17 protein-coding genes and 3 tRNA genes are annotated in these 21,064 nt (G+C 72.0%); 17 read left to right on the forward strand and 3 right to left on the reverse strand.

Annotation, left to right across the window (positions count from 1 at the left end):
- Positions 1-5: 5 nt before the first annotated feature.
- The 4 genes from rsfS (at position 6) to ABD954_RS23055 (ending at position 1,757) form a co-directional block, all read left to right on the forward strand.
- Positions 6-443 (forward strand): ribosome silencing factor, encoded by a 438-nt coding sequence (rsfS, locus tag ABD954_RS23040; RefSeq protein WP_345492404.1) that lies wholly within the window; start codon positions 6-8, stop codon positions 441-443.
- Positions 440-1,093, forward strand: a complete 654-nt coding sequence (locus ABD954_RS23045; RefSeq protein WP_345492406.1) for a histidine phosphatase family protein — start codon at positions 440-442, stop codon at positions 1,091-1,093. The genes rsfS and ABD954_RS23045 overlap by 4 nt, the downstream gene beginning before the upstream one ends.
- Positions 1,094-1,187: 94 nt before the next feature.
- Positions 1,188-1,260: transfer RNA gene (locus ABD954_RS23050), tRNA-Ala, on the forward strand.
- Positions 1,261-1,583: 323 nt separating this feature from the next.
- Positions 1,584-1,757: a hypothetical protein gene (locus tag ABD954_RS23055; RefSeq protein ID WP_264250025.1), complete on the forward strand. Its 174-nt coding sequence runs from the start codon at positions 1,584-1,586 to the stop codon at positions 1,755-1,757.
- On the opposite strand, the gene ABD954_RS23060 is transcribed toward ABD954_RS23055, so the two are convergent.
- Complete coding sequence (locus tag ABD954_RS23060) at positions 1,736-3,052, reverse strand: glycosyltransferase 87 family protein (protein WP_345488394.1); 1,317 nt, start codon at positions 3,050-3,052, stop codon at positions 1,736-1,738. The genes ABD954_RS23055 and ABD954_RS23060 overlap by 22 nt on opposite strands.
- A 118-nt stretch (positions 3,053-3,170) precedes the next feature.
- Here ABD954_RS23060 and ABD954_RS23065 point away from each other — a divergent pair.
- The 10 genes from ABD954_RS23065 (at position 3,171) to ABD954_RS23110 (ending at position 14,985) form a co-directional block, all read left to right on the forward strand.
- Positions 3,171-3,243, forward strand: a tRNA-Ala gene (locus ABD954_RS23065).
- A gap of 69 nt (positions 3,244-3,312) precedes the next feature.
- A tRNA-Ala gene (locus ABD954_RS23070) sits at positions 3,313-3,385 on the forward strand.
- Between the two features lie 263 nt (positions 3,386-3,648).
- Positions 3,649-6,516, forward strand: a complete 2,868-nt coding sequence (gene leuS, locus ABD954_RS23075) for a leucine--tRNA ligase (RefSeq protein ID WP_345488396.1) — start codon at positions 3,649-3,651, stop codon at positions 6,514-6,516.
- Between the two features lie 133 nt (positions 6,517-6,649).
- A complete protein-coding gene (locus ABD954_RS23080) occupies positions 6,650-7,354 on the forward strand; it encodes a hypothetical protein (RefSeq protein WP_345488398.1) in 705 nt (234 codons plus the stop codon).
- Between the two features lie 105 nt (positions 7,355-7,459).
- Positions 7,460-8,305: a DegV family protein gene (locus tag ABD954_RS23085; protein ID WP_345488400.1), complete on the forward strand. Its 846-nt coding sequence runs from the start codon at positions 7,460-7,462 to the stop codon at positions 8,303-8,305.
- A gap of 436 nt (positions 8,306-8,741) precedes the next feature.
- The gene (locus ABD954_RS23090; RefSeq protein ID WP_382745800.1) at positions 8,742-9,527 is read left to right on the forward strand and encodes a ComEA family DNA-binding protein; all 786 of its coding nucleotides are present in this window, start codon (positions 8,742-8,744) and stop codon (positions 9,525-9,527) included.
- Positions 9,524-11,971, forward strand: coding sequence for a ComEC/Rec2 family competence protein (locus tag ABD954_RS23095; protein WP_345488404.1), 2,448 nt, complete (start codon positions 9,524-9,526; stop codon positions 11,969-11,971). The genes ABD954_RS23090 and ABD954_RS23095 overlap by 4 nt, the downstream gene beginning before the upstream one ends.
- Positions 11,972-12,046: 75 nt before the next feature.
- Positions 12,047-12,685 carry a winged helix-turn-helix domain-containing protein gene (locus ABD954_RS23100; RefSeq protein ID WP_345488406.1) on the forward strand — a complete coding sequence of 213 codons (639 nt, stop codon included), beginning with the start codon at positions 12,047-12,049 and terminating at the stop codon, positions 12,683-12,685.
- 2 nt (positions 12,686-12,687) lie between these two features.
- Positions 12,688-13,947 (forward strand): MFS transporter, encoded by a 1,260-nt coding sequence (locus tag ABD954_RS23105; RefSeq protein WP_345488408.1) that lies wholly within the window; start codon positions 12,688-12,690, stop codon positions 13,945-13,947.
- 213 nt (positions 13,948-14,160) lie between these two features.
- On the forward strand, positions 14,161-14,985 hold the full coding sequence (locus tag ABD954_RS23110) for a YceI family protein (RefSeq protein ID WP_382745798.1): 825 nt from the start codon (positions 14,161-14,163) through the stop codon (positions 14,983-14,985).
- A gap of 4 nt (positions 14,986-14,989) precedes the next feature.
- Here the strand turns inward: ABD954_RS23110 and ABD954_RS23115 are convergent, their stop codons facing one another.
- Positions 14,990-15,235: a hypothetical protein gene (locus tag ABD954_RS23115; RefSeq protein WP_345488412.1), complete on the reverse strand. Its 246-nt coding sequence runs from the start codon at positions 15,233-15,235 to the stop codon at positions 14,990-14,992.
- Positions 15,236-15,291: 56 nt separating this feature from the next.
- On the opposite strand from ABD954_RS23115, the gene holA reads away from it, so the two are divergent.
- Positions 15,292-16,281 (forward strand): DNA polymerase III subunit delta, encoded by a 990-nt coding sequence (holA, locus tag ABD954_RS23120; protein ID WP_345488414.1) that lies wholly within the window; start codon positions 15,292-15,294, stop codon positions 16,279-16,281.
- 266 nt (positions 16,282-16,547) lie between these two features.
- Here the strand turns inward: holA and rpsT are convergent, their stop codons facing one another.
- Positions 16,548-16,814 carry a 30S ribosomal protein S20 gene (gene rpsT / locus ABD954_RS23125; protein ID WP_030211082.1) on the reverse strand — a complete coding sequence of 89 codons (267 nt, stop codon included), beginning with the start codon at positions 16,812-16,814 and terminating at the stop codon, positions 16,548-16,550.
- 215 nt (positions 16,815-17,029) lie between these two features.
- Here rpsT and lepA point away from each other — a divergent pair, with 215 nt between their 5' ends.
- Both lepA and ABD954_RS23135 read left to right on the forward strand, forming a co-directional pair.
- Entirely contained in the window at positions 17,030-18,901 is a 1,872-nt protein-coding gene (gene lepA, locus ABD954_RS23130; RefSeq protein WP_345488418.1) for a translation elongation factor 4, read from the forward strand.
- 224 nt (positions 18,902-19,125) lie between these two features.
- On the forward strand, positions 19,126-21,003 hold the full coding sequence (locus ABD954_RS23135) for an AMP-dependent synthetase/ligase (RefSeq protein WP_345488420.1): 1,878 nt from the start codon (positions 19,126-19,128) through the stop codon (positions 21,001-21,003).
- Positions 21,004-21,064 lie beyond the last annotated feature (61 nt).

Genomic DNA, 21,064 nt, shown 5'->3' on the forward strand with positions numbered 1-21,064 from the left:
TGCATGTGACCGCCACGGACCGCTCCATCGAACTCGTCACCACCGCCGCCCAGGCGGCGGCCGACCGGCTCGCGCACGACATCATCGCGTACGACGTCAGCGACGTGCTGTCGATCACCGACGCCTTCCTGCTCGCCTCCGCACCCAACGACCGCCAGGTCAAGTCGATCGTCGACGAGATCGAGGAGCGGCTGCTCAAGGAGCTCGGCGCCAAGCCGGTGCGCCGCGAGGGCGACCGCGACGCCCGCTGGATCCTCCTCGACTACGTCGACATCGTGGTCCACGTCCAGCACAGCGAGGAGCGCGTCTTCTACGCCCTCGAGCGGCTGTGGAAGGACTGCCCCGAGCTGCCGCTGCCCGAGGACGCGCAGAAGACGCGCGGCAAGGCGGAGGAGCACGCCCGCCTGATGGGCACCGACGGAACGGACGGTGAGCTGAGCTGACCAGCGGCAAGGGCGGCGCGGGCCGCCGCATCGTGCTGTGGCGTCACGGCCAGACCTCGTGGAACCTGGAGCGCCGCTTCCAGGGTTCCACGGACATCGAGCTGACCGAGGCCGGCGTCGCCCAGGCGCGCCGGGCCGCCCGGCTGCTCGCCGCGCTGAAGCCGGACGCCATCGTGTCCTCCGACCTCAAGCGGGCGGCGGCCACGGCCGCCGAGCTCTCCGCGCTCACCGGTCTCGCCGTCGCGCACGACTCCGCCCTGCGCGAGACGTACGCGGGGGAGTGGCAGGGGCTGACCCACGACGAGATCACCGCGCGGTTCGGCGAGCAGTACGCCGCCTGGAAGCGCGGCGAGCCGGTGCGCCGGGGCGGCGGCGAGCTGGAGACCGAGGTGGCCGACCGGGCCGCCCCGGTGGTCCTGGCGCACGCCGAGAAGCTCCCCGTGGACGGCACGCTCGTCGTGGTCAGCCACGGCGGCACCATCCGCACCACCATCGGCCGGCTGCTCGACCTGGAGGCCCGCCACTGGGAGAGCCTGGGCGGCCTGTCGAACTGCTGCTGGTCCGTCCTCGGTGAGGGCGCGCGCGGCTGGCGCCTGCTGGAGCACAACGCCGGAACGCTGCCGGAGCCCGTCCTCGGCGACGACGACTGACCCCGTCGGCGGCCTGCCGGACCCCGATTTCACTTTCCGGCAGGTCACAGGCTAAAGTTCTTCTTGTTCGCAGCGCGGAGCGCGAAGAACACGAGGGGCTATAGCTCAGTTGGTAGAGCGCTTGCATGGCATGCAAGAGGTCAGGAGTTCAATTCTCCTTAGCTCCACAGTCACCGGATCCCGTCCCCAGTGGGGGCGGGATTCGTCGTTTCGTCAGCTCTCCCGTCCCGCGCCCGGTCCGCCGACGGCGCTGCCCCTCTTGCGGGGCCATGGCAGAATCGGACCGCCGGAGGGGACGAGGGTCCGGACGGGAGGGAGCTCGCATGGCCGTGGACGGTGCCGAGGAGATCACAGCCGATGCCGTCTCGGATGCCGCCCCGGTGCCACGGGCCCGGCTCGACCGTTCCCCGTGCTCTTGTGGAGCCGAGTGATGGGTGCTCACAGGCGGAAGTGCGACTGGTGCGGCAGCGGTACGCCCATCGTCCGCGACATGGATCCGGTCAACCCGGAGTTCCAGTACTGGTGCGAGGAGTGCGCGCGGGCGCTGATCATAAAAGGCGACCCCATCGAGACCTACCGTGAGCTCGAGGGGGAGCCGATCTACGGCCGGCTCCTCGACGAGCACTGCACCCTGAAGCGGTTCTACTCCTTCGCCACGGCCTGAGGCTCCCGCCCCGCGGCCGCGGTCCCGGACTCCGCCGCCCCGGCCGTGGCCCCGGCGGCCCGGCCGGTGACCGTCCGCGGCGTCCGCGCCCGCCACCGCGCCAGCGCGTAGCCGGCGAAGACCGCCGTCGCCGTCAGCGGATAGACCGCCGAGAGCAGCATCTGACCGGCGTTCTGGTGCAGTTCGGGGCGGCCCGGGTCGTGCGGCACCCACCACAGCGCGAACGAGGCGAAGGCCAGCGCGACCGCTCCCGTCACCGGCCACGCGCGCGTGGAGCGGTCGTACAGCAGGATCAGCAGCGGCACGCACCACACCCAGTGGTGGGACCAGGAGATCGGGCTGATCATCAGCGCCGTGAACGCGGTGACGACCACGGCCACCGCCTTGTCGCCGCGGAGCGCGGCCCGTATCGCCAGCACCATCGCCGCGCCGCCGAGGAGGGCCGCGGCCGCCACCCACCACAGGCCCGGCGCGTCGGTGTGCATCAGCCGGGCGAGGACGCCGCTCAGGGACTGGTTGGCGGTCTCCTCGGCGTGGCCGACCCGGCCCGTCTCGAACAGGGTCCGGGTCCAGAACGTCCTGGAGTCGGCGGGCAGGACCAGCGCCATGGTCAGTGTCGTCCCGAGGAAGACCCCGGTCGCCGTCAGCGCCGTCCGCAGCCACTGGTTGAGGGCCCGGTCCCGGCGCCACAGCAGCAGGCCGGCGGCGAGGAGCAGGACCACGAAGAGGCCCGGGGTGAGCTTCACCGCCGTGGCGAGCCCGATGCCCGCGCCGGCCCAGCGGCTCCCCTCGCGGCGGGTCAGGTCCCACAGCACCGCCACCGCGACGAGCAGGTTGATCTGCCCGTACCGCAGCGTCGTCCACACCGGCTCGCACCAGACCACGACGGCGGCCACCCACAGTGCCGTACGCCACAGATCGGCACGGGATCCGGCGCGGGACAGCGCCGGGCGCACGAGCTGGAGCGACAGCTGGACCAGCGCCAGCAGCAGGAGCAGGTTTCCGGCGGTGGAGAGGGTCCGCATCAGCGGGACGCTCACCAGGGTCAGCGGCAGGAACAGGACGGCCGCCAACGGCGGATAGGTCATGGCGAGGTTCGCCGACGTGGCGCGCATCGCGTACAGGTCGCCTCCGGCCCGCAGCGTCTCGGCCTCCGCCCGGTAGACCATCACGTCGAGCATGTTCACGTGCGCGAGGCGTTGCGCCGCCCAGAAGGCCGCGAAGGAGAACAGACAGACCGCCGCGGCCACGGCGAGGGACCGGGCGCGGGTGGGGGAGGGCACGGAGACGGACACAGTCGGCGACCCTACCCGGCCGGCCGCGGGGCCCCGGAGAAACGGATTTGGAGAACGGTCCGGGGGCCGGTTACTGTTCTGTCCGTCGCCGCGGCAGCAGCCGGAGCGGTGGACGTGAGGGGCTATAGCTCAGTTGGTAGAGCGCTTGCATGGCATGCAAGAGGTCAGGAGTTCAATTCTCCTTAGCTCCACAGAAGGGAAGCGGGCCGCCCGGGAGGGTCGGTTCGCACCGCTTCTGCGGTACTGTGAATCCCTCGCACGGGGCTATAGCTCAGTTGGTAGAGCGCTTGCATGGCATGCAAGAGGTCAGGAGTTCAATTCTCCTTAGCTCCACAGGAGAGAAGCGGGTCGTCCAGACGGACGGCCCGCTTCTTCGCGTGTCACCCCCCGGAACGCCGGTGCGGCCCGCTCGGGCCCTGCGGTACCCTGACGCCATGCGTGCCGTACGCCTTCTGCTTAGCGAGCCGCGCTGATCAGTCCCGACGGATGAAGATCCGGTCGGCATCGGCGCGGCGTCCCCTCCTGTGCGAGGGGTTTTTTCATTTCGTGGCAGTTGCTGGCAGTGGGCAGAGACGATCGATGGAGCTTCAAGGATCATGACCGAGATCAACACGGCTGCCGAGACGGCGGCCCCGCATCGCTACACGGCGGCCGTGGCCGCCGACATCGAGGCACGCTGGCAGGACGCCTGGGACGCCGAGGGCACCTACGAGGCCCCGAACCCCACCGGTGACCTGGCCGGGGACGCGGCCGTGGCGGCCCGCCCCAAGAAGTTCATCATGGACATGTTCCCGTACCCCTCCGGTGCGGGTCTGCACGTCGGTCACCCGCTGGGCTACATCGCCACCGACGTCTTCGCCCGCCACGCGCGCATGACCGGGCACAACGTCCTGCACACCCTGGGCTTCGACGCCTTCGGACTGCCGGCCGAGCAGTACGCCGTGCAGACCGGCACGCACCCGCGCGTGTCCACCGAGGCCAACATGGAGAACATGAAGGTCCAGCTGCGCCGGCTGGGCCTGGGCCACGACAAGCGCCGGTCGTTCGCCACGATCGACCCGGACTACTACAAGTGGACCCAGTGGATCTTCCTGCAGATCTTCAACTCCTGGTACGACGACGAGGCGAAGAAGGCCCGCCCCATCGCCGAGCTGGTCGAGCAGTTCGAGAACGGCACCCGCGAGGTTCCCGGCGGCCGTGACTGGAGCGCCCTGAGCGCCGTCGAGCGCGCCGACGTCCTGGGCGAGTACCGTCTGGCGTACGCCTCCGACGCGCCGGTCAACTGGTGTCCCGGCCTGGGCACCGTCCTGGCCAACGAGGAGGTCACCGCCGACGGCCGCTCCGAGCGCGGCAACTTCCCCGTCTTCAAAGCCAAGCTGCGCCAGTGGAACATGCGCATCACCGCCTACGCGGACCGCCTGCTGGACGACCTGGACGCGCTGGACTGGCCCGAGGCCATCAAGCTGCAGCAGCGCAACTGGATCGGCCGCTCCGAGGGCGCCCGGGTCGACTTCCAGGTCGGCGACGCCGGAGCGATCACCGTCTTCACCACCCGCCAGGACACCCTGTTCGGCGCCACCTACATGGTGCTGGCCCCCGAGCACGACCTGGTCGAGAAGATCGTCCCGGCCGCCTGGCCCGAGGGCACGCACGAGGTGTGGACCGGCGGTCACGCCACCCCCGCCGAGGCCGTCGACGCCTACCGCAAGCAGGCCGCCTCGAAGTCGGACGTCGAGCGGCAGGCCGAGGCCAAGGAGAAGACCGGCGTCTTCACCGGCGCGTACGCGACCAACCCGGTCAGCGGCGAGCAGGTCCCCGTCTTCATCGCCGACTACGTCCTGATGGGCTACGGCACCGGCGCGATCATGGCCGTCCCGGCGCACGACTCCCGCGACTTCGCCTTCGCGCGCGCCTTCGAGCTGCCGATGCGCTGCGTCGTGGAGCCGAGCGACGACCGCGGCACCGACCCGGCCGCCTGGGACGACGCCTTCTCCTCGTACGAGGCCAAGCTGATCAACTCCGCCAACGCGGAGGTCTCCCTGGACGGCCTGGGCGTCGTCGAGGCCAAGGAGCGGATCACCGCCTGGCTGGCCGACCGCGGCATCGGCGAGGGCACGGTCAACTTCCGTCTGCGCGACTGGCTGTTCAGCCGCCAGCGCTACTGGGGCGAGCCCTTCCCGATCGTCTACGACGAGGACGGCGTCGCCCACTCGCTGCCCGAGTCGATGCTGCCGCTGGAGCTGCCGGAGGTCGACGACTACTCGCCGCGCACCTTCGACCCGGACGACGCGGACACCCAGCCGGAGACCCCGCTGTCCCGCAACGAGGACTGGGTCAACGTCACCCTGGACCTGGGCGACGGCCCCAAGAAGTACCGCCGCGAGACCAACACCATGCCCAACTGGGCCGGTTCCTGCTGGTACGAGCTGCGCTACCTGGACCCGCACAACGACGAGAAGCTGGTCGACCCGGCGATCGAGCAGTACTGGATGGGCCCGCGCGAGGGCATGCCCACCGGTGGCGTCGACCTGTACGTCGGCGGTGCCGAGCACGCCGTGCTGCACCTGCTGTACGCCCGCTTCTGGTCCAAGGTCCTGTTCGACCTGGGCCACATCTCCTCGGCCGAGCCGTTCCACAAGCTGTACAACCAGGGCATGATCCAGGCCTTCGTCTACCGGGACTCCCGCGGCATCGCCGTCCCGGCCGCCGAGGTCGAGGAGCGCGACGGCGCGTTCTGGTACCAGGGCGAGAAGGTCAGCCGCGTCCTGGGCAAGATGGGCAAGTCCCTGAAGAACGCGGTCACTCCCGACGAGATCTGCTCCGAGTACGGTGCCGACACCCTGCGCCTGTACGAGATGGCCATGGGCCCCCTGGACGTCTCGCGCCCGTGGGACACCCGCGCGGTCGTCGGCCAGTACCGCCTGCTGCAGCGGCTGTGGCGCAACGTCGTCGACGAGACGACCGGTGAGGTCACCGTCGTCGACGAGCCGGCCGACGAGGACACCCTGCGGGCCCTGCACAAGGCGATCGACGGCGTCTCCCAGGACATGGTCGCGATGCGCTTCAACACCGCCATCGCCAAGATCACCGAGCTGAACAACCACCTGACCAAGTCCGGCGGTCCGGTGTCCCGGCAGGTCGCCGAGCAGCTGGTGCTGCTGGTCGCCCCGCTGGCCCCGCACATCGCGGAGGAGCTGTGGCACCGCCTCGGCCACACCGACTCGGTCGTGCACCAGGACTTCCCCGTCGCCGACCCGGCGTACGTCGTGGACGAGACCGTGACCTGCGTCGTGCAGATCAAGGGCAAGGTCAAGGCGCGTCTGGAGGTCTCTCCGTCCATCAGCGACGCGGACCTGGAGGCCCTGGCGCTCGGTGACCCGGCCGTGGTCGCCGCGCTGGGCGGCGCGGCGATCCGCAAGGTGATCGTCCGTGCGCCGAAGCTGGTCAACATCGTGGCCGGCTGACGGCCGGACGACGACCACCGGGTCTTCCCCTAGGGGGAGGCTGGGGGCAGGTTGGGGGTTCCCCTGGAACCGTCGGCCTGCCCCTTCCGTTTACCGTGGAGGAACCACAATCGAGGCCGGAGGGGCGAGCCACATGGAAGCCTTGATCACGATCTTGGCATTGCTCTTCGTCGCCTTCGTGGCGCTCGGGGTCTATGCCACGGTGAAGGTGGCCAAGGCTGCCAAGCGCGGCGTCGACCGCACCATCGACCAGGCCAAGCGCACGGTCGAGGACACCACGCTGCGGGCCAAGAGCTTCGGCCACACCGGCGTCGCCGGCGAGCTGGCCCAGCTGCGGCTCTCGCTGCGCACCTCGATGCGCGCCACCCAGGACGCGCTGGAGGCGGGCGTCGCCGAGGACGCGTCCCTGAGGGAGTCCCTGGACCTCTTCCAGCGGCTGACCGCCCATGGGCGGGAGCTGGACGAGGACCTCAAGAGGCTGGAGCGCGAGCCGGACCGGGCCCACGTCGCCGGACAGCTGCCCGATCTCCGCCGGCGCACCGAGCAGATCACCCACTCCGCCGACGCGCTGCGCTTCGCGGCGCGCGACCGGGCCCGCCAGTTCGCCCAGGACGACCTCTCCTCGCTGAGCGCCCAGATCGACATGGAGGCGGGCGCCCTGCGCCACTGGACCCACACCGACGGCCCGGGCGAGGCCACGGCTCCGGGACAGCGGGGAGCGGCCGCGCCGGGACCGGAGGCCGCGGCGCCCGAGCAGCCGCAGGCGATCACCGGCCCCGACCCCCGTCTGACGGCGTACCCGTGGCAGAAGTCCACCCGCCCGGAGAGCACCACCTGAGACCTGCCCCGGCGGCCGGCCGGGCGCGGCTCCGGGAGCCGCGCGGGAGAGCGCTGACGGGGCCCGGGCTGCCGCGCGGCGGCCTCGGCGGGTAACCTCCCGCTCATGTCCCGGCATGTCGCGATCGTCACCGATTCCACGGCCTACCTGCCACCCGAGGCGATGGAGCGGCACGCCATCACGGCCGTTCCGCTCACCGTCGTCATCGGGGACCGCGCGCTGGAGGAGGGCACGGAGATCTCGGCCCGCTCGCTCGCGGAAGCGCTGCAGAAGCGGCGCTCGGTGACCACCTCGCGGCCCGCGCCCGAGGTCTTCGCCGAGACCTACCGCGCCGCCGCCGAGGCCGGGGCCCAGGGCATCGTCTCGCTCCACCTGTCCGCCGAGGTCTCCGGCACCTACGACGCCGCCGTGCTGGCCGCCCGGGACGCGCCCGTGCCGGTCCGGGTCGTCGACACGCGGATGATGGGAATGGCGCTGGGCTTCTGCGCGCTGGCCGCGGCCGAGGTCGCCGAGGCGGGCGGCTCGGTCGACGAGGCCGCGGCGGCGGCCGAGAAGCGGGCCTCGAACACCTCCGCCTTCTTCTACGTCGACACGCTCGACTACCTGCGGCGCGGCGGGCGCATCGGGGCGGCGCAGGCCCTCTTCGGATCCGCGCTGGCCGTGAAGCCGCTGCTCGAACTCGACGGCGGGCGGATCGAACTGCGGGAGAAGGTGCGGACGGCGTCGAAGGCGATCGCGCGGCTGGAGGAGATCGCGGTCGAGCGGGCCGGAGCCGGCCCCGTGGACGTGGCCGTGCACCACCTGTGCGCGCCCGAGCGGGCCGCCGCCCTGGCCGAGCGGCTGCTGGCGCGGCTGCCGGACCTCGGGGAGCTCCAGGTCACCGAGGTCGGCGCGGTCATCGGCGCCCACACCGGACCGGGTCTGCTCGCGGTGGTCGTCTCGCCGCGCTGATCCGCGGCCGGGCCACGAGGCGTTCCGGTCCCTGGCCGTGCTTCCTGCCGCGTGCCGTCCCGTGGCGTCCCTCGTGCCGTCCCTCGTTCGGGTGGTGGAGTTATCCACAACTGGGTGGTTGTCCACCGGATTTGAGGCGTCTCAGCGGATTCCGGTGAAGCTGCCTACCGTCGGATCCATGACTCTTCGCACACACATCGGATCAGGACGCGGTACGGCGACCAGCGGGCCCGGGCGGGCCCCGGGATCGGACGGCCGCGCCGCACGGCGGCCCCCACGGACGGCGGGGGCGACTCGTCCGGCACGACCGGCGCCGGAGACGGTGCGACGACGGGGCGAGGCACTGTTCCCGGCGTCGTCGCCTCCGCCGCCCGCCCCGAGGCCCCCGGAGCCGGCCGGACCTGCCACGGGGGAGCGGGCGGGACCGGAGCCGCCCATGCGGCGCGCGGAGAGGTTACGGCTCGCGGTGCGCGAGCGGCTGCCGCTGTGGGTCCAGTCCCGGTGCGGCCTGGAGCGGCGCTCGCTTGCGGCGCTCGCGGTGGTCCTGGTCGTGGGTGCCGGCGTCGCGGGAGCCTCCTTCTGGACGGGCCGGCCCCAGCAGGTCAGGGCGCCCGAGGTCGTCGTGGCGGCCCGGCCCCTGCCCGGGGCCACGCCCTCGCTCCCGGAGTCCGGGCCGACCGGGTCTCTCACGTCCGCCGGGTCTTCCGTGCCCTCCGTACCGACGGGGCCGGGCACGGGGGCCGGGGCGGGTGCCGGCCCGGCAGCGGGTGCGGTGGTCGTGGTGGATGTCGGGGGCAAGGTGCGCCGGCCCGGGGTGTTCACCCTGCCCGCCGGGTCGCGCGTTACCGATGCCCTGCGCGCGGCCGGCGGGATCCGGCCGGGCACGGACCTGACCGGTCTCAACCGGGCCCGGGTGCTGCAGGACGGTGAACAGGTCGTGGTCGGACTCCCGGCGGGGCCGAGCGGTGCGGGAGCCGGGGGAGCGGCCGGCACGGGGTCGGGTGCGGGACTGGGGCCACCGAGCCCGACGAGCCCGCTGAGCCTCAATGCGGCGACCGCGGAACAGCTCGACGAGCTGCCCGGGGTGGGCCCCGTGCTCGCCCGGCACATCGTCGAACACCGCGCCCGGCACGGCGGGTTCCGGTCGGTCGCCGAACTCCGGGACGTCAACGGCATCGGCGAACGCCGGTTCGCGGAGCTCGCACCGCTGGTCCGGCCATGAGCGAGGACCTCCGCGAGGCGGCCCCCCGGGACGAGGGCCCGGCCGATCTGCGGCTCGTCCCGCCGGCCCTGGCCGCATGGGGCGGTGCCGCGCTCGCTGTGGGGGTCGCCGGCTGGTGGACGCTCGCGGGCGTGCTGCTCTGCCTGGCCGGGGCGGCGCTGCTGCTGGTGCCGGCCGCGCGGCGCGGACTGCGGGCGACCGCCTGTGCCGGGGTCCTGCTCTGTGCCGCCGCGGGTGCCGCCTCCGGTGGTCTGCACGCGGCCGACCTACGGCGCGGCCCCGTGCCCGAACTCGCCGCCGTCGGCGGCCGGGTGGAGACCGAGGTGACGGTCACCGCCGACCCGCGGCTCATCCGGCCCGGGGTGGACGGCGGCCGGGCGGCGCCCGGCCTCGTGGTCGTGACGGGTGAGGTGACAAGGGTCCGGGACCGGGACGGCACCACGCACCGGACGAGGGCACCGGTCCTGGTCCTCGTGCCCGCGGGCGAGGGCAGGGGGGAGTGGCTGACGCTGCTGCCCTCGACCCGGCTCGCCGTGCGGGGCAGGCTGGCGCCGGCACGCTCCGGTGACGTCTTCGCCGCGGTCCTCCGGGCCGACGGCGGTGGACCGCCCCGGATCGCGGGCCGCCCGAGCACGCTCCAGCGCACGGCCGGTGATCTGCGCGCCGGACTGCGGCGGGCGACGGACGGACTGCCCCCGGACGCCCGGGCCCTGCTGCCGGGGCTGGTCGTGGGCGACACCTCGCGGATCGGACCGGAGCTGAAGGAGGCTTTCGAGGCCACCGATCTGACGCACCTCCTGGCCGTCTCCGGTTCCAACCTCACCGTCGTCCTGCTGCTCCTGATCGGCAGACCCGGGACGGCCCAGCGGGCGGAGCGCGGTGGGCTCGCGCCCAGGCTCGGCATCCCGCTGAGGGCCACGGCTCTTGCCGGAGGAGGACTGACGCTCGCTTTCGTGGTGGTCTGCCGCCCGGATCCGAGCGTGCTGCGGGCGGCGGCGTGCGGACTCGTCACGCTGCTGGCCATCGCGACCGGCCGGCGCCGCTCACTGATCCCGGCGCTCGCCGCCGTGGTGCTGGTCCTCGTGCTCTACGACCCCTGGCTGGCGCGCAGTTACGGGTTCCTGCTGTCGGTCCTGGCCACGGGAGCGCTGCTCACGGTCGCCCCGGGCTGGAGCGATGCGCTGCGGCGGCGACGGGTGCCCGGCAGGATCGCCGAGGCACTGGGGGCGACGCTGGCGGCACAGGCGGTGTGCGCGCCCGTCGTGGCGGTCTTCGCGGCACGGGTGAGCCTGGTGGCGGTGCCCGCCAACCTGCTCGCGGAGCCGGCCGTGGCACCGGCGACGGTGCTGGGGTTCGCCGCCCTGGGGCTCGCGCCCGTGTGGCCAGGGGCGGCCGAGGCGGTGGCGCGGGTCGCGGGTCTGCCCGCCGGGTGGATCGCACGGGTGGCCCGGACGGGGGCGGAGCTGCCCGGCGCGGAGACGGCCTGGCCGGACGGCTGGCGGGGCGGCCTGCTGCTGGCGCTGGTCTCCGGCCTGGTCCTCCTCGCGGTGCGGCGGTTGCCGGCACGGCGGTGGATCGGGGCGGGCTGCGCCGTGCTGCTGTTCCTCGCGGTGGTGCGGCCGCCTCCGCTGGTCCGCCTGGTCACCGGATGGCCGCCGCCGGGCTGGGTGTTCGCGATGTGCCAGGTGGGCCAGGGCGACGCCACCGTCCTCTCGGCCGGAGGGGACACCGCCGTCGTGGTGGATGCCGGGCCGGACCCGGCGTCCGTCGACCGCTGTCTGCGGGACCTCGGGGTGCGCCGGATCCCGCTCCTGGTGCTCACCCACTTCCACGCCGATCACGTCACCGGGCTGCCGGGGGTGTTGCGGGGGCGGGCGGTGGGCGCGATCCAGACGACCGGGCTCGACGAGCCGCCCGGACAGGCCGCGTTCGTGCGGCGGACGGCGCTCGCGGCAGGGGTGCCGGTGGTGCGGGCAGGGGCGGGGGAGCGGCGGGTGCTCGGCTTGCTGGAATGGCGGGTCTTGTGGCCCAGGAACCACGCCGCCGGTGGGCGGCACCTGGCGGAGGGGCCCAATGACGCGAGCGTCACGCTGCTCGTCCGGACCGCCGGCGGGGTGCGCCTGCTGCTGCTCGGTGACCTGGAGCCCCCGGCGCAGCAGGCGCTGTTGCGGGACCATCCGGGGCTGGGCGCGGTGGACGTGCTGAAGGTCGCCCATCACGGTTCGGCCCACCAGGACCCGGGGCTGATGCGGGCGGTGCGGCCGAGGCTGGCCCTGGTGTCGGCGGGGCGGGACAACCCGTACGGCCATCCCTCGCCGCTGACGGTGGGGGCGCTGCGGGCCGGCGGGGCGCGGGTGCTGAGCACGGACCGGGACGGGGCGATCGCGGTGACGGGTGCCGGCCAAGGGCTCGCGGCGCACACGTTCGCCGTGGCGTCCCCGTGAGCGAACGCCCGGGAACCGCCCGTGTGCAGCGTCGAGATCATTGTAAAGGAGTCTTTCTAAAGATATGTTTACATCATGACTGAGCAGCAGCCGCGCAGCATCCGGCTCACCGATCCCCGCGCCCTGCGCGCCTACGCCCACCCGACCCGGATGACCCTCGTGGGGCTGCTGCGGCGCAGCGGGCCGTTCACCGCCACCCAGGCGGCCGAGCTGACCGGCGAATCCGTCGCCAGCTGCTCGTACCACCTGCGGATACTCGCCAAGTACGGGCTGGTCGAGCAGGCGCCCGGCGGCAAGGGGCGGGAGAAGCCGTGGCGGGCGACGGCCCAGTTCACCGAGTGGCCCGACCACAGCGAGGACGCGGCGGTCGCCGAGGCGGCGAACGCGCTGAGCGGAGCCGCGATCGAGCTGTACTTCCGACGGGTCCTGCGGGCCGTGGAGAACCGCCACACCCTCCCCCCGGAGTGGAAGGAGGCCGAGCAGTTCGGCGACACGCTGGTCCACCTCACTCCGCAGGAGCTCGCCGGCCTCGGCCGGCGGATCCAGGAACTGCTGCGCCCCTACGAGGACCGTGACCTCGATCCGGCCCGGCGGCCCGAAGGGGCCAGGCCCGTGACATTCGTGCGCATCGCCTACCTGGACCGCGAGTTCCCCGAGGGCGCACCCCGCACCGTCCACCCGCGAGGCGCGGCCGGCGACGACGAGGAGCAGTGACCATGGCGCTCGGCACCCGCATACCCGTACTGCTCCGCGAGCGTCGGTTTCGGCGGTACTGGACCGGCCAGACGGTCTCGCTCGTCGGCGACCAGATCTCGCTCATGGCGCTCCCGCTCGCCGCCGTGCTCGTCCTGGGGGCCGACGCAGCCGAGATGGGCTGGCTGAAGACGGCCGAGTTGCTGCCCGCACTGCTGCTCAACCTGCCGCTCGGAGCCTGGGCCGACCGCCGGGCCCGCAGGAGACGGGCGATGATCGCGGCCGACATCGGCCGGGCCGCGCTGCTGCTGACCCTCCCCGTCGCCTACCTCCTGGACGCGCTGACGCTCGGCCAGCTGTACGCGGTCGCCTTCGGAGTCGGGGCGCTGTCCGTGCTGTTCGAGGCGTGCAACACCACCCTGTTCGTGGCGCTGGTCCCCGCCGAGCGCTATGTGCAGGCCAACTCCCTCGTCAACGGGAGCCGTTCGATGGCCTGGCTGGCGGGCCCGGGCATCGGTGGCGTGCTGGTGCAGATCCTCACCGCCCCCATCGCGCTGCTCGCCGACGCGCTCACCTATCTGGTCTCCGCCGGATACCTGGCGAGGATCCGCGCCGTGGAACCTCCCCCCGCGCCGGTCGAGAAGGGGCACTTCACCGAGGGGCTGCGCTGGCTGCTGGGGGACGCGTCGATGCGTGCCCTGTTCGCCTCGGCCGGCACGGTCCAGCTCTTCAACTACATGTTCCACACCCTCTTCGTGCTCTACGCCACGACCGAGCTCGGCCTGAGCGCAGGCGTCCTGGGCGCGGTGCTCGCGGCAGGGGCGGTGGGCGGACTGATCGGCGCGGTGGCCAGCGGCGCCGTCGTCCGGCGGATCGGCATCGGACCGTCCCTCGTGGCCGGTTACCTCGGCTTCACGCTTCCGCTGCTGCTCATACCCGCGGCCGAGGGCCCCCTGCCGCTGGTCGTCGGGCTGCTGTTCGCCGCCGAGTTCCTGTCCTGCGTCGGCGTGATGGTGGTCGACGTCGCGGCGGGTTCCTTGCAGATGGCGCTGATACCCGACGCCATCCGGTCCCGGGTGATGGGGGCGTTCCGGACGCTGAACCACGGCTTCCGGCCGGTCGGCGCACTCGTCGGAGGTCTGCTCGGCGCCGGCCTCGGACTGCGGCCCACGCTGTGGATCGCGACCGTCGGCGCGGTGTTCGCGGTGCTGTGGGTGCTGCCCTCGCCGCTGTCGCGGCTGCGGGACCTGCCGGAGAAGGCGTCCGTCGTCCCGCAGCCGTGAACGAGGCCGGGCGGACGTCGGTGGCGACTTCCCCAATTCGGACCTCCGGTAACACTTACGCCGTTTGCCTCGAACGCCGCAACAGTGATCGAATGCGTCTTCGTCGAAGCAAAAAGGCGTGTGCGGTTTGTCCGGGGGTACGTGAAAGTGTTCGGTCTGTTCGGTAAGAGTGGTGGGCGAGCCTCCCGGGGCGGCCCGCTGGCGGGACTGCCCGTGCCGCGGTCGGCGGGCGTCCTGAGCTGCCGGGTGCTCGACCCCGTCAGCGAGCCGGTCCGCCAGGCCGGGTTCGTGCTCACCGACACCGCGGGCCGCAAGGTCCTGGCCGGGGAGACCGACCCGTACGGCAGCGTCCTCGCGACCGTGCCGGCCGGCGAGTACCGGCTCGCGGTCACGGCGGAGGGCTACACCCCGTACCACGGAAACGCCCTGGTCACCGAGAACGCCCACGCGGGCCTCGGCGACGTACTGCTCCAGATCGCTCCCCAGCAGCCGCTGCCCGAGCCGGGCGACTGGGAGATCGACCCGATGCACTCCCAGATCGGCTTCACCGCCCGGCACATCGGCCTCGCCCGGATCCACGGCCGGTTCAACGCCTTCGCGGGCGCCGTCCGCATCGCGGAGCGCATGGAGCGGTCCGCCCTGCACGTCGTGATCGACGCCGCCTCCATCGACACCGGTGTGCGGATGCGCGACGACCACCTGCGCTCAGGCGACTTCCTCGACGTCGGCGCCTACCCGACGATGGAGTTCTTCAGCGAACGCTTCGTCCACAAGGGCGGCAGCCGCTGGGCCGTGACCGGCGCCCTCACCCTGCACGGCGTCAGCCGCACGGTCACCCTCGACACCCAGTACCTGGGCCTCGGCAACGGGCTGCAGGGCGAGAGGCGGTGCGCCTGCCGGGCCACCACCGAACTGCACCGCGAGGACTTCACCCTGACCTGGCAGACGCTGCTCGCGCGCGGCATCGCCGCGGTCGGCTCCAGCATCACCGTGGACCTGGACATCCAGATCGTGCCCAAGGCCGCGGCACCGGCCTGACGCCCTACGGCGCCTCCAGCCAGCCCTCGTACTCGGCCGCCAGCTCGTCCAGCGCCGCCGGATCCAGCCGGCCCTCGGGATCCTCGACCACCACCAGCCACTGGGCGTCCTCGGCGTCGTCCTCACCCGCCAGAGCGTCCCGGACGAGCTGCGGCTCCTCGGCCACGCCGAAGCGGTCGGGCAGCTCCTCGGCGACCTCCTCGGCCGCGTCGCGGTCGGGAAGGACCAGTACGTGTCTCACATCGCTCACGTGCACATTCTCGACGATGGCCGGACTGTCGGTGCCGCGTGGGATGCTGGAGCGCGATGGCCACCAGAAAGACTTCCACCGACGACCTCCTCGCCCCCGTCACGCTCGCCGTGGGCCAGGAGGACCTGCTGCTCGACCGCGCGGTCCGGGAGGTGGTGGCGGCGGCCCGGGCCGCCGACGCCGACACGGACGTCCGTGACCTCGCCCCCGAACAGCTCCAGCCCGGCACGCTGGCCGAGCTGACCAGCCCCTCGCTCTTCGCCGAGCGGAAGGTCCTGGTCGTGCGCAACGCCCACGACCTGTCGGCGGACACGAGCAAGGACATCAAGGCGTATCTCGACTCGCCCGTCGAGGAGATCACGCTCGTGCTGCTGCACGCCGGCGGCGCCAAGGGCAAGGGACTCCTCGACGCGGCCCGCAAGGCGGGCGCCCGGGAGGTGGCCTGCCCGAAGACGACGAAGCCGGCCGAGCGGCTGACGTTCGTACGGCAGGAGTTCCGCTCGCTGGGGCGCTCGGCCACGCCCGAGGCGTGCCAGGCGCTGGTCGACTCCGTCGGCAGCGATCTGCGGGAGCTGGCCTCCGCGGTGGCGCAGCTCACCGCGGACGTCGACGGCACGATCGACGAGGCGGTGGTCGGGCGCTACTACACCGGCCGCGCCGAGGCCTCGTCCTTCACGGTCGCCGACCGCGCCGTCGAGGGGCGGGCGGCGGAGGCCCTGGAGGCCCTGCGCTGGTCGCTCTCCACGGGTGTCGCGCCCGTCCTGATCACCAGTGCGCTGGCCCAGGGCGTCCGGGCGATCGGCAAGCTCTCCTCGGCCCGAGGCGGCCGCCCGGCCGATCTCGCGCGCGAGCTGGGCATGCCGCCGTGGAAGATCGACCGCGTCCGCCAGCAGATGCGCGGCTGGACCCCCGACGGCGTCGCCCTCGCCCTGCGCGCGGTCGCGGAGGCGGACGCGGGGGTGAAGGGCGGCGGCGACGATCCGGAGTACGCCCTGGAGAAGGCCGTGGTGACCGTCGCCCGCGCCGCCCGCCTGCGACGCCCCTGACCCCCCGGGGCCGGACACCGCCCCGTATCAGGGCGGCTTCGCCCCGCCCCGGCGTGCGCCGTCCCCCATCCTCCGCACACACGCACACACCGAAGGCCCCGCCGCCTCCTGGGGAAGGAGGGCGGCGGGGCCTTCGGCGTTCAAGCTGGTGGTCTCGTACACGCGTGGCGAACGCGTCTCGCGTACGAGGCCGGGGTGGCCGACCGGGAGCGGATGAGAGGGCCCGCTGGGTCCCGTGCGGCCGGGTGAAGCCGTGAGATCAGAGCTCAGCCCTGAAGGGAGGCAACCTTGGTGGCCAGCGCCGACTTCTTGTTGGCGGCGGCGTTCTTGTGGATGACACCCTTCGAGACAGCCTTGTCGAGCTGACGCGAAGCGGCACGAGCGGCCACAGTGGCCTTCTCGAGGTCGCCGGCGGCGACAGCCTCGCGGGCCTTGCGGATCGCGGTCTTGAGCGACGACTTGACGGCCTTGTTGCGCAGGCGCGCCTTCTCGTTGGTCTTGTTCCGCTTGATCTGGGACTTGATGTTCGCCACGAAAGAGCCTTTACAGGTTCGATGTTTCTTCAGGATGTGCCACTCCCCCGTAGCCCTCCGGGCACGGGAGGCACCCCCAGGAGAGGGCACACGAGACACAGCTGTCCACGGTATCAGCCGCTCTCCACGCCGCCCAAACCGAGCACCGGCCCGCAGTCATGGGACCATGGAGCCTACGTATCCGTTCTGAACATCGCCCGAGACGAGAACCCTGCGTGCCCGCGACTCCTACCAACGTGCCCGAGCCGAGCCGAACCGACCCGGCTCTGATCCGCAATTTCTGCATCATCGCGCACATCGACCACGGCAAGTCCACGCTCGCCGACCGGATGCTCCAGCTGACCGGTGTGGTCGACCAGCGGCAGATGCGCGCCCAGTATCTCGACCGGATGGACATCGAGCGTGAGCGCGGCATCACGATCAAGTCCCAGGCGGTCCGTCTCCCCTGGGCCCCCAGCGCGGGGCCGGACCAGGGCACGACGCACATCCTGAACATGATCGACACCCCCGGGCACGTCGACTTCACCTACGAGGTCTCGCGCTCGCTCGCCGCCTGCGAGGGCACGATCCTCCTCGTGGACGCCGCGCAGGGCATCGAGGCGCAGACCCTGGCCAACCTCTACCTGGCGATGGAGAACGACCTCACCATCGTCCCGGTCCTCAACAAGATCGACCTCCCGGCCGCCCAGCCGGAGAAGTTCGCCGAGGAGCTGGCCAACCTCATCGGCTGCCAGCCGGAGGACGTCCTCAAGGTCTCCGCCAAGACGGGCATGGGCGTCGAGGCGCTGCTCGACCGCGTCGTCCGGGACATCCCCGCGCCGGTGGGCGTCGCCGACGCCCCCGCCCGCGCGATGATCTTCGACTCCGTGTACGACTCCTACCGGGGCGTCGTCACCTACGTCCGTGTCGTCGACGGCCAGCTCAACAAGCGCGAGCGCATCAAGATGATGTCGACCGGCGCCACCCACGAGCTCCTGGAGATCGGCACCAACTCGCCCGAGATGCTCCCGGCCGACGGCCTCGGCGTCGGCGAGGTGGGCTACCTGATCACCGGTGTGAAGGACGTCCGCCAGTCCAAGGTCGGTGACACGATCACCTCCCAGAGCAAGGGCGCCCAGGAGGCGCTCGGCGGTTACAAGGACCCGAAGCCGATGGTCTTCTCCGGTCTGTATCCGCTGGACGGCTCGGACTACCCCGAGCTGCGCGACGCGCTCGACAAGCTCCAGCTCAACGACGCCGCGCTGGTCTACGAGCCGGAGACCTCCGCCGCCCTCGGCTTCGGCTTCCGCGTCGGCTTCCTCGGCCTGCTCCACCTGGACGTGATCCGCGAGCGCCTGGAGCGCGAGTTCGGCCTCGACCTGATCGCGACCGCGCCGAACGTGGTCTACCGCGTGGTCATGGAGGACGGCACGGAGCACACCGTCACCAACCCGAGCGAGTTCCCCGAGGGCAAGATCAGCGAGGTGTACGAGCCCGTCGTACGCGCCACGATCCTCGCCCCGACCGAGTTCATCGGCTCGATCATGGAGCTGTGCCAGAACCGGCGCGGCACCCTCCTCGGCATGGACTACCTCTCCGAGGACCGCGTCGAGATCCGCTACACCCTCCCGCTGGCCGAGATCGTCTTCGACTTCTTCGACCAGCTGAAGTCCAAGACCCGCGGCTACGCCTCGCTCGACTACGAGCCCACCGGCGAGCAGGCCTCCAGCCTGGTCAAGGTCGACATCCTGCTGCACGGCGACAAGGTGGACGCCTTCTCGGCGATCACCCACAAGGACGCCGCGTACGCCTACGGTGTGCGGCTCGTCGCCAAGCTGCGCGAGCTCATCCCCCGGCAGGCCTTCGAGGTGCCGATCCAGGCCGCGATCGGCTCCCGGGTCATCGCCCGCGAGACCATCCGCGCCATCCGCAAGGACGTCCTCGCCAAGTGCTACGGCGGTGACATCTCCCGTAAGCGGAAGCTGCTGGAGAAGCAGAAGGAAGGCAAGAAGCGGATGAAGATGGTCGGCTCCGTGGAGGTCCCGCAGGAGGCCTTCATCGCCGTCCTCTCCAGCGACGACGCGGCGGGCGGCAAGGCCAAGAAGTAGACCGCGCGGTAGCTGCCGTGTACACCGAACGGGTCTGTGCGCCATGTGCGCACAGACCCGTTCGTTATATGCAAGCTCTTACGCGCCAGTCTCAGGAGCTCTACTCTGAAGCCGCTCGAAGGTTACTCGCCAGTTAGATGCGTCACGTGGTCACGCAACGCCCCACGCCACGCGCATTGCCCGATCACACCGCCTGACCGCACCGCCGCCGCCCGGAGGACGTCGTGAGCGACACACAGACCCTGATCGAGAACCGGCCGCCGTCCGTCGCGGCCCTCTTCCTTGAGCGCGTCGAGCGGACCCCGGACGCGGAGGCCTACCGCTACCCGGTCCCCTCCGCCTCCGGCCAGGGCCCCGACGAGTGGAAGTCGCTCAGCTGGGCGCAGGCCGCCGAGCGGGTCTACGGCATCGCCGCCGGTCTCATCGACCTCGGCGTCGCGCCGGAGGAGCGGGTCGCCCTCGCCTCCTCCACCCGCGTCGAGTGGATCCTCGCCGACCTCGGCGTCATGTGCGCCGGCGCCGCGGTCACCACGGTCTACCCGCAGACCAACGCCGAGGAGTCGGCCTTCATCCTCTCCGACTCCGACTCGCGCGTCCTCATCGCCGAGAACGCCGACCAGCTCGCCAAGGCCGTCGAGCGCCGCGCCGACCTGCCCCAGCTCCACCACGTCGTCGTCATCGACCCCGAGGGCGCCGACACCTCCGAGGAGTGGGTGCTCACCCTCGCCGAGCTCGAGGCACGCGGCCAGGCGTACCTGGAGAAGCACCCCGAGGTCGTCAAGGAGCGGGTCGGGGCGATCACCAAGGACCAGCTCGCCACCCTGATCTACACCTCCGGCACCACCGGCCGCCCCAAGGGCGTCCGCCTGCCGCACGACAACTGGTCGTACATGGCCAAGGCCATCGCCGCCACCGGCCTGGTCACCCAGGACGACGTGCAGTACCTGTGGCTGCCGCTCGCCCACGTCTTCGGCAAGGTGCTCACCTCCGGCCAGATCGAGGTCGGTCACGTCACCGCCGTCGACGGCCGCATCGACAAGATCATCGTCAATCTGCCGGTCGTGCAGCCCACCTACATGGCCGCCGTCCCCCGGATCTTCGAGAAGGTCTACAACGGCGTCGCCGCCAAGGCCCGCGAAGGCGGCCCGGCCAAGTACAAGATCTTCCAGTGGGCGGCCGGCGTCGCCCGCGAGTACGCCAAGGTCACCCAGGACAACTTCCGCCGCACCGGCACCGCCTCGGCCCCCTTCGGCCTCACCGTCAAGCACAAGGTCGCCGACGCCCTCGTCTACAAGAAGCTCCGCGAGGCGTTCGGCGGCCGGCTGCGCGCCGCCGTCTCCGGCTCGGTCGCCCTGGCCCCGGACATCGGCTACTTCTTCTCTGGCGCCGGCATCCACATCCTGGAGGGCTACGGCCTCACCGAGTCCTCCGCGGCCTCCTTCGTGAACCCCGGCGAGGCCTACCGCACCGGCACCGTCGGCAAGCCGCTGCCCGGCACCGAGGTCCGCATCGCCGACGACGGCGAGATCCTGCTGCGCGGGCCCGGCATCATGGAGGGCTACCACGGCCTGCCGGAGAAGACCGCCGAGGTCCTGGAGGCGGACGGCTGGTTCCACACCGGCGACATCGGCGAACTGTCCGCCGACGGCTACCTGCGGATCACCGACCGCAAGAAGGACCTGTTCAAGACCTCGGGCGGCAAGTACATCGCCCCGACCGAGATCGAGGGCCAGTTCAAGGCCGTCTGTCCCTTCGTCTCCAACATCGTGGTGCTCGGCGCGGACCGGAACTACTGCACCGCGCTCATCGCCCTCGACGAGCCCTCCATCCTCGGCTGGGCCGCCGAGCACGGGCTCGGCGGCAAGTCCTACGCGGAGGTCGTCGCCTCCCCGCAGGCCGAGAAGCTCATCGAGGGCTACGTCGCCCGCCTCAACGAGGGCCTGCAGCGCTGGCAGACGATCAAGAAGTTCCGGCTGCTGCCGCGCGACCTCGACATCGAGCACGGCGAGCTCACGCCGAGCCTGAAGATGAAGCGGCCGGTCGTGGAGCGGACCTACCAGCACCTGATCGACGAGATGTACGAGGGCGCCCGCGAGGCCTGATCCGGCAGCCCGTCCGGGGTTTTCCACAGGCTCGGCGGTCACGTCGGGCGGTACGGGACAA

This window comes from Streptomyces roseoviridis (genome assembly GCF_039535235.1).
GTDB classification, from domain to species: domain Bacteria; phylum Actinomycetota; class Actinomycetes; order Streptomycetales; family Streptomycetaceae; genus Streptomyces; species Streptomyces roseoviridis.

What these genes read in the sequence shown, in the direction of transcription:
- ABD954_RS23105 (WP_345488408.1), top strand. Translation starts at nt 12,688, where the DNA reads ATGGCGCTCGGCACCCGCATACCCGTACTGCTCCGCGAGCGTCGGTTT.
- ABD954_RS23085 (WP_345488400.1), top strand. Translation starts at nt 7,460, where the DNA reads ATGTCCCGGCATGTCGCGATCGTCACCGATTCCACGGCCTACCTGCCA.
- ABD954_RS23090 (WP_382745800.1), top strand. Translation starts at nt 8,742, where the DNA reads ATGCGGCGCGCGGAGAGGTTACGGCTCGCGGTGCGCGAGCGGCTGCCG.
- ABD954_RS23055 (WP_264250025.1), top strand. Translation starts at nt 1,584, where the DNA reads ATGGATCCGGTCAACCCGGAGTTCCAGTACTGGTGCGAGGAGTGCGCG.
- holA (WP_345488414.1), top strand. Translation starts at nt 15,292, where the DNA reads ATGGCCACCAGAAAGACTTCCACCGACGACCTCCTCGCCCCCGTCACG.
- ABD954_RS23095 (WP_345488404.1), top strand. Translation starts at nt 9,524, where the DNA reads ATGAGCGAGGACCTCCGCGAGGCGGCCCCCCGGGACGAGGGCCCGGCC.
- leuS (WP_345488396.1), top strand. Translation starts at nt 3,649, where the DNA reads ATGACCGAGATCAACACGGCTGCCGAGACGGCGGCCCCGCATCGCTAC.
- ABD954_RS23100 (WP_345488406.1), top strand. Translation starts at nt 12,047, where the DNA reads ATGACTGAGCAGCAGCCGCGCAGCATCCGGCTCACCGATCCCCGCGCC.
- ABD954_RS23080 (WP_345488398.1), top strand. Translation starts at nt 6,650, where the DNA reads ATGGAAGCCTTGATCACGATCTTGGCATTGCTCTTCGTCGCCTTCGTG.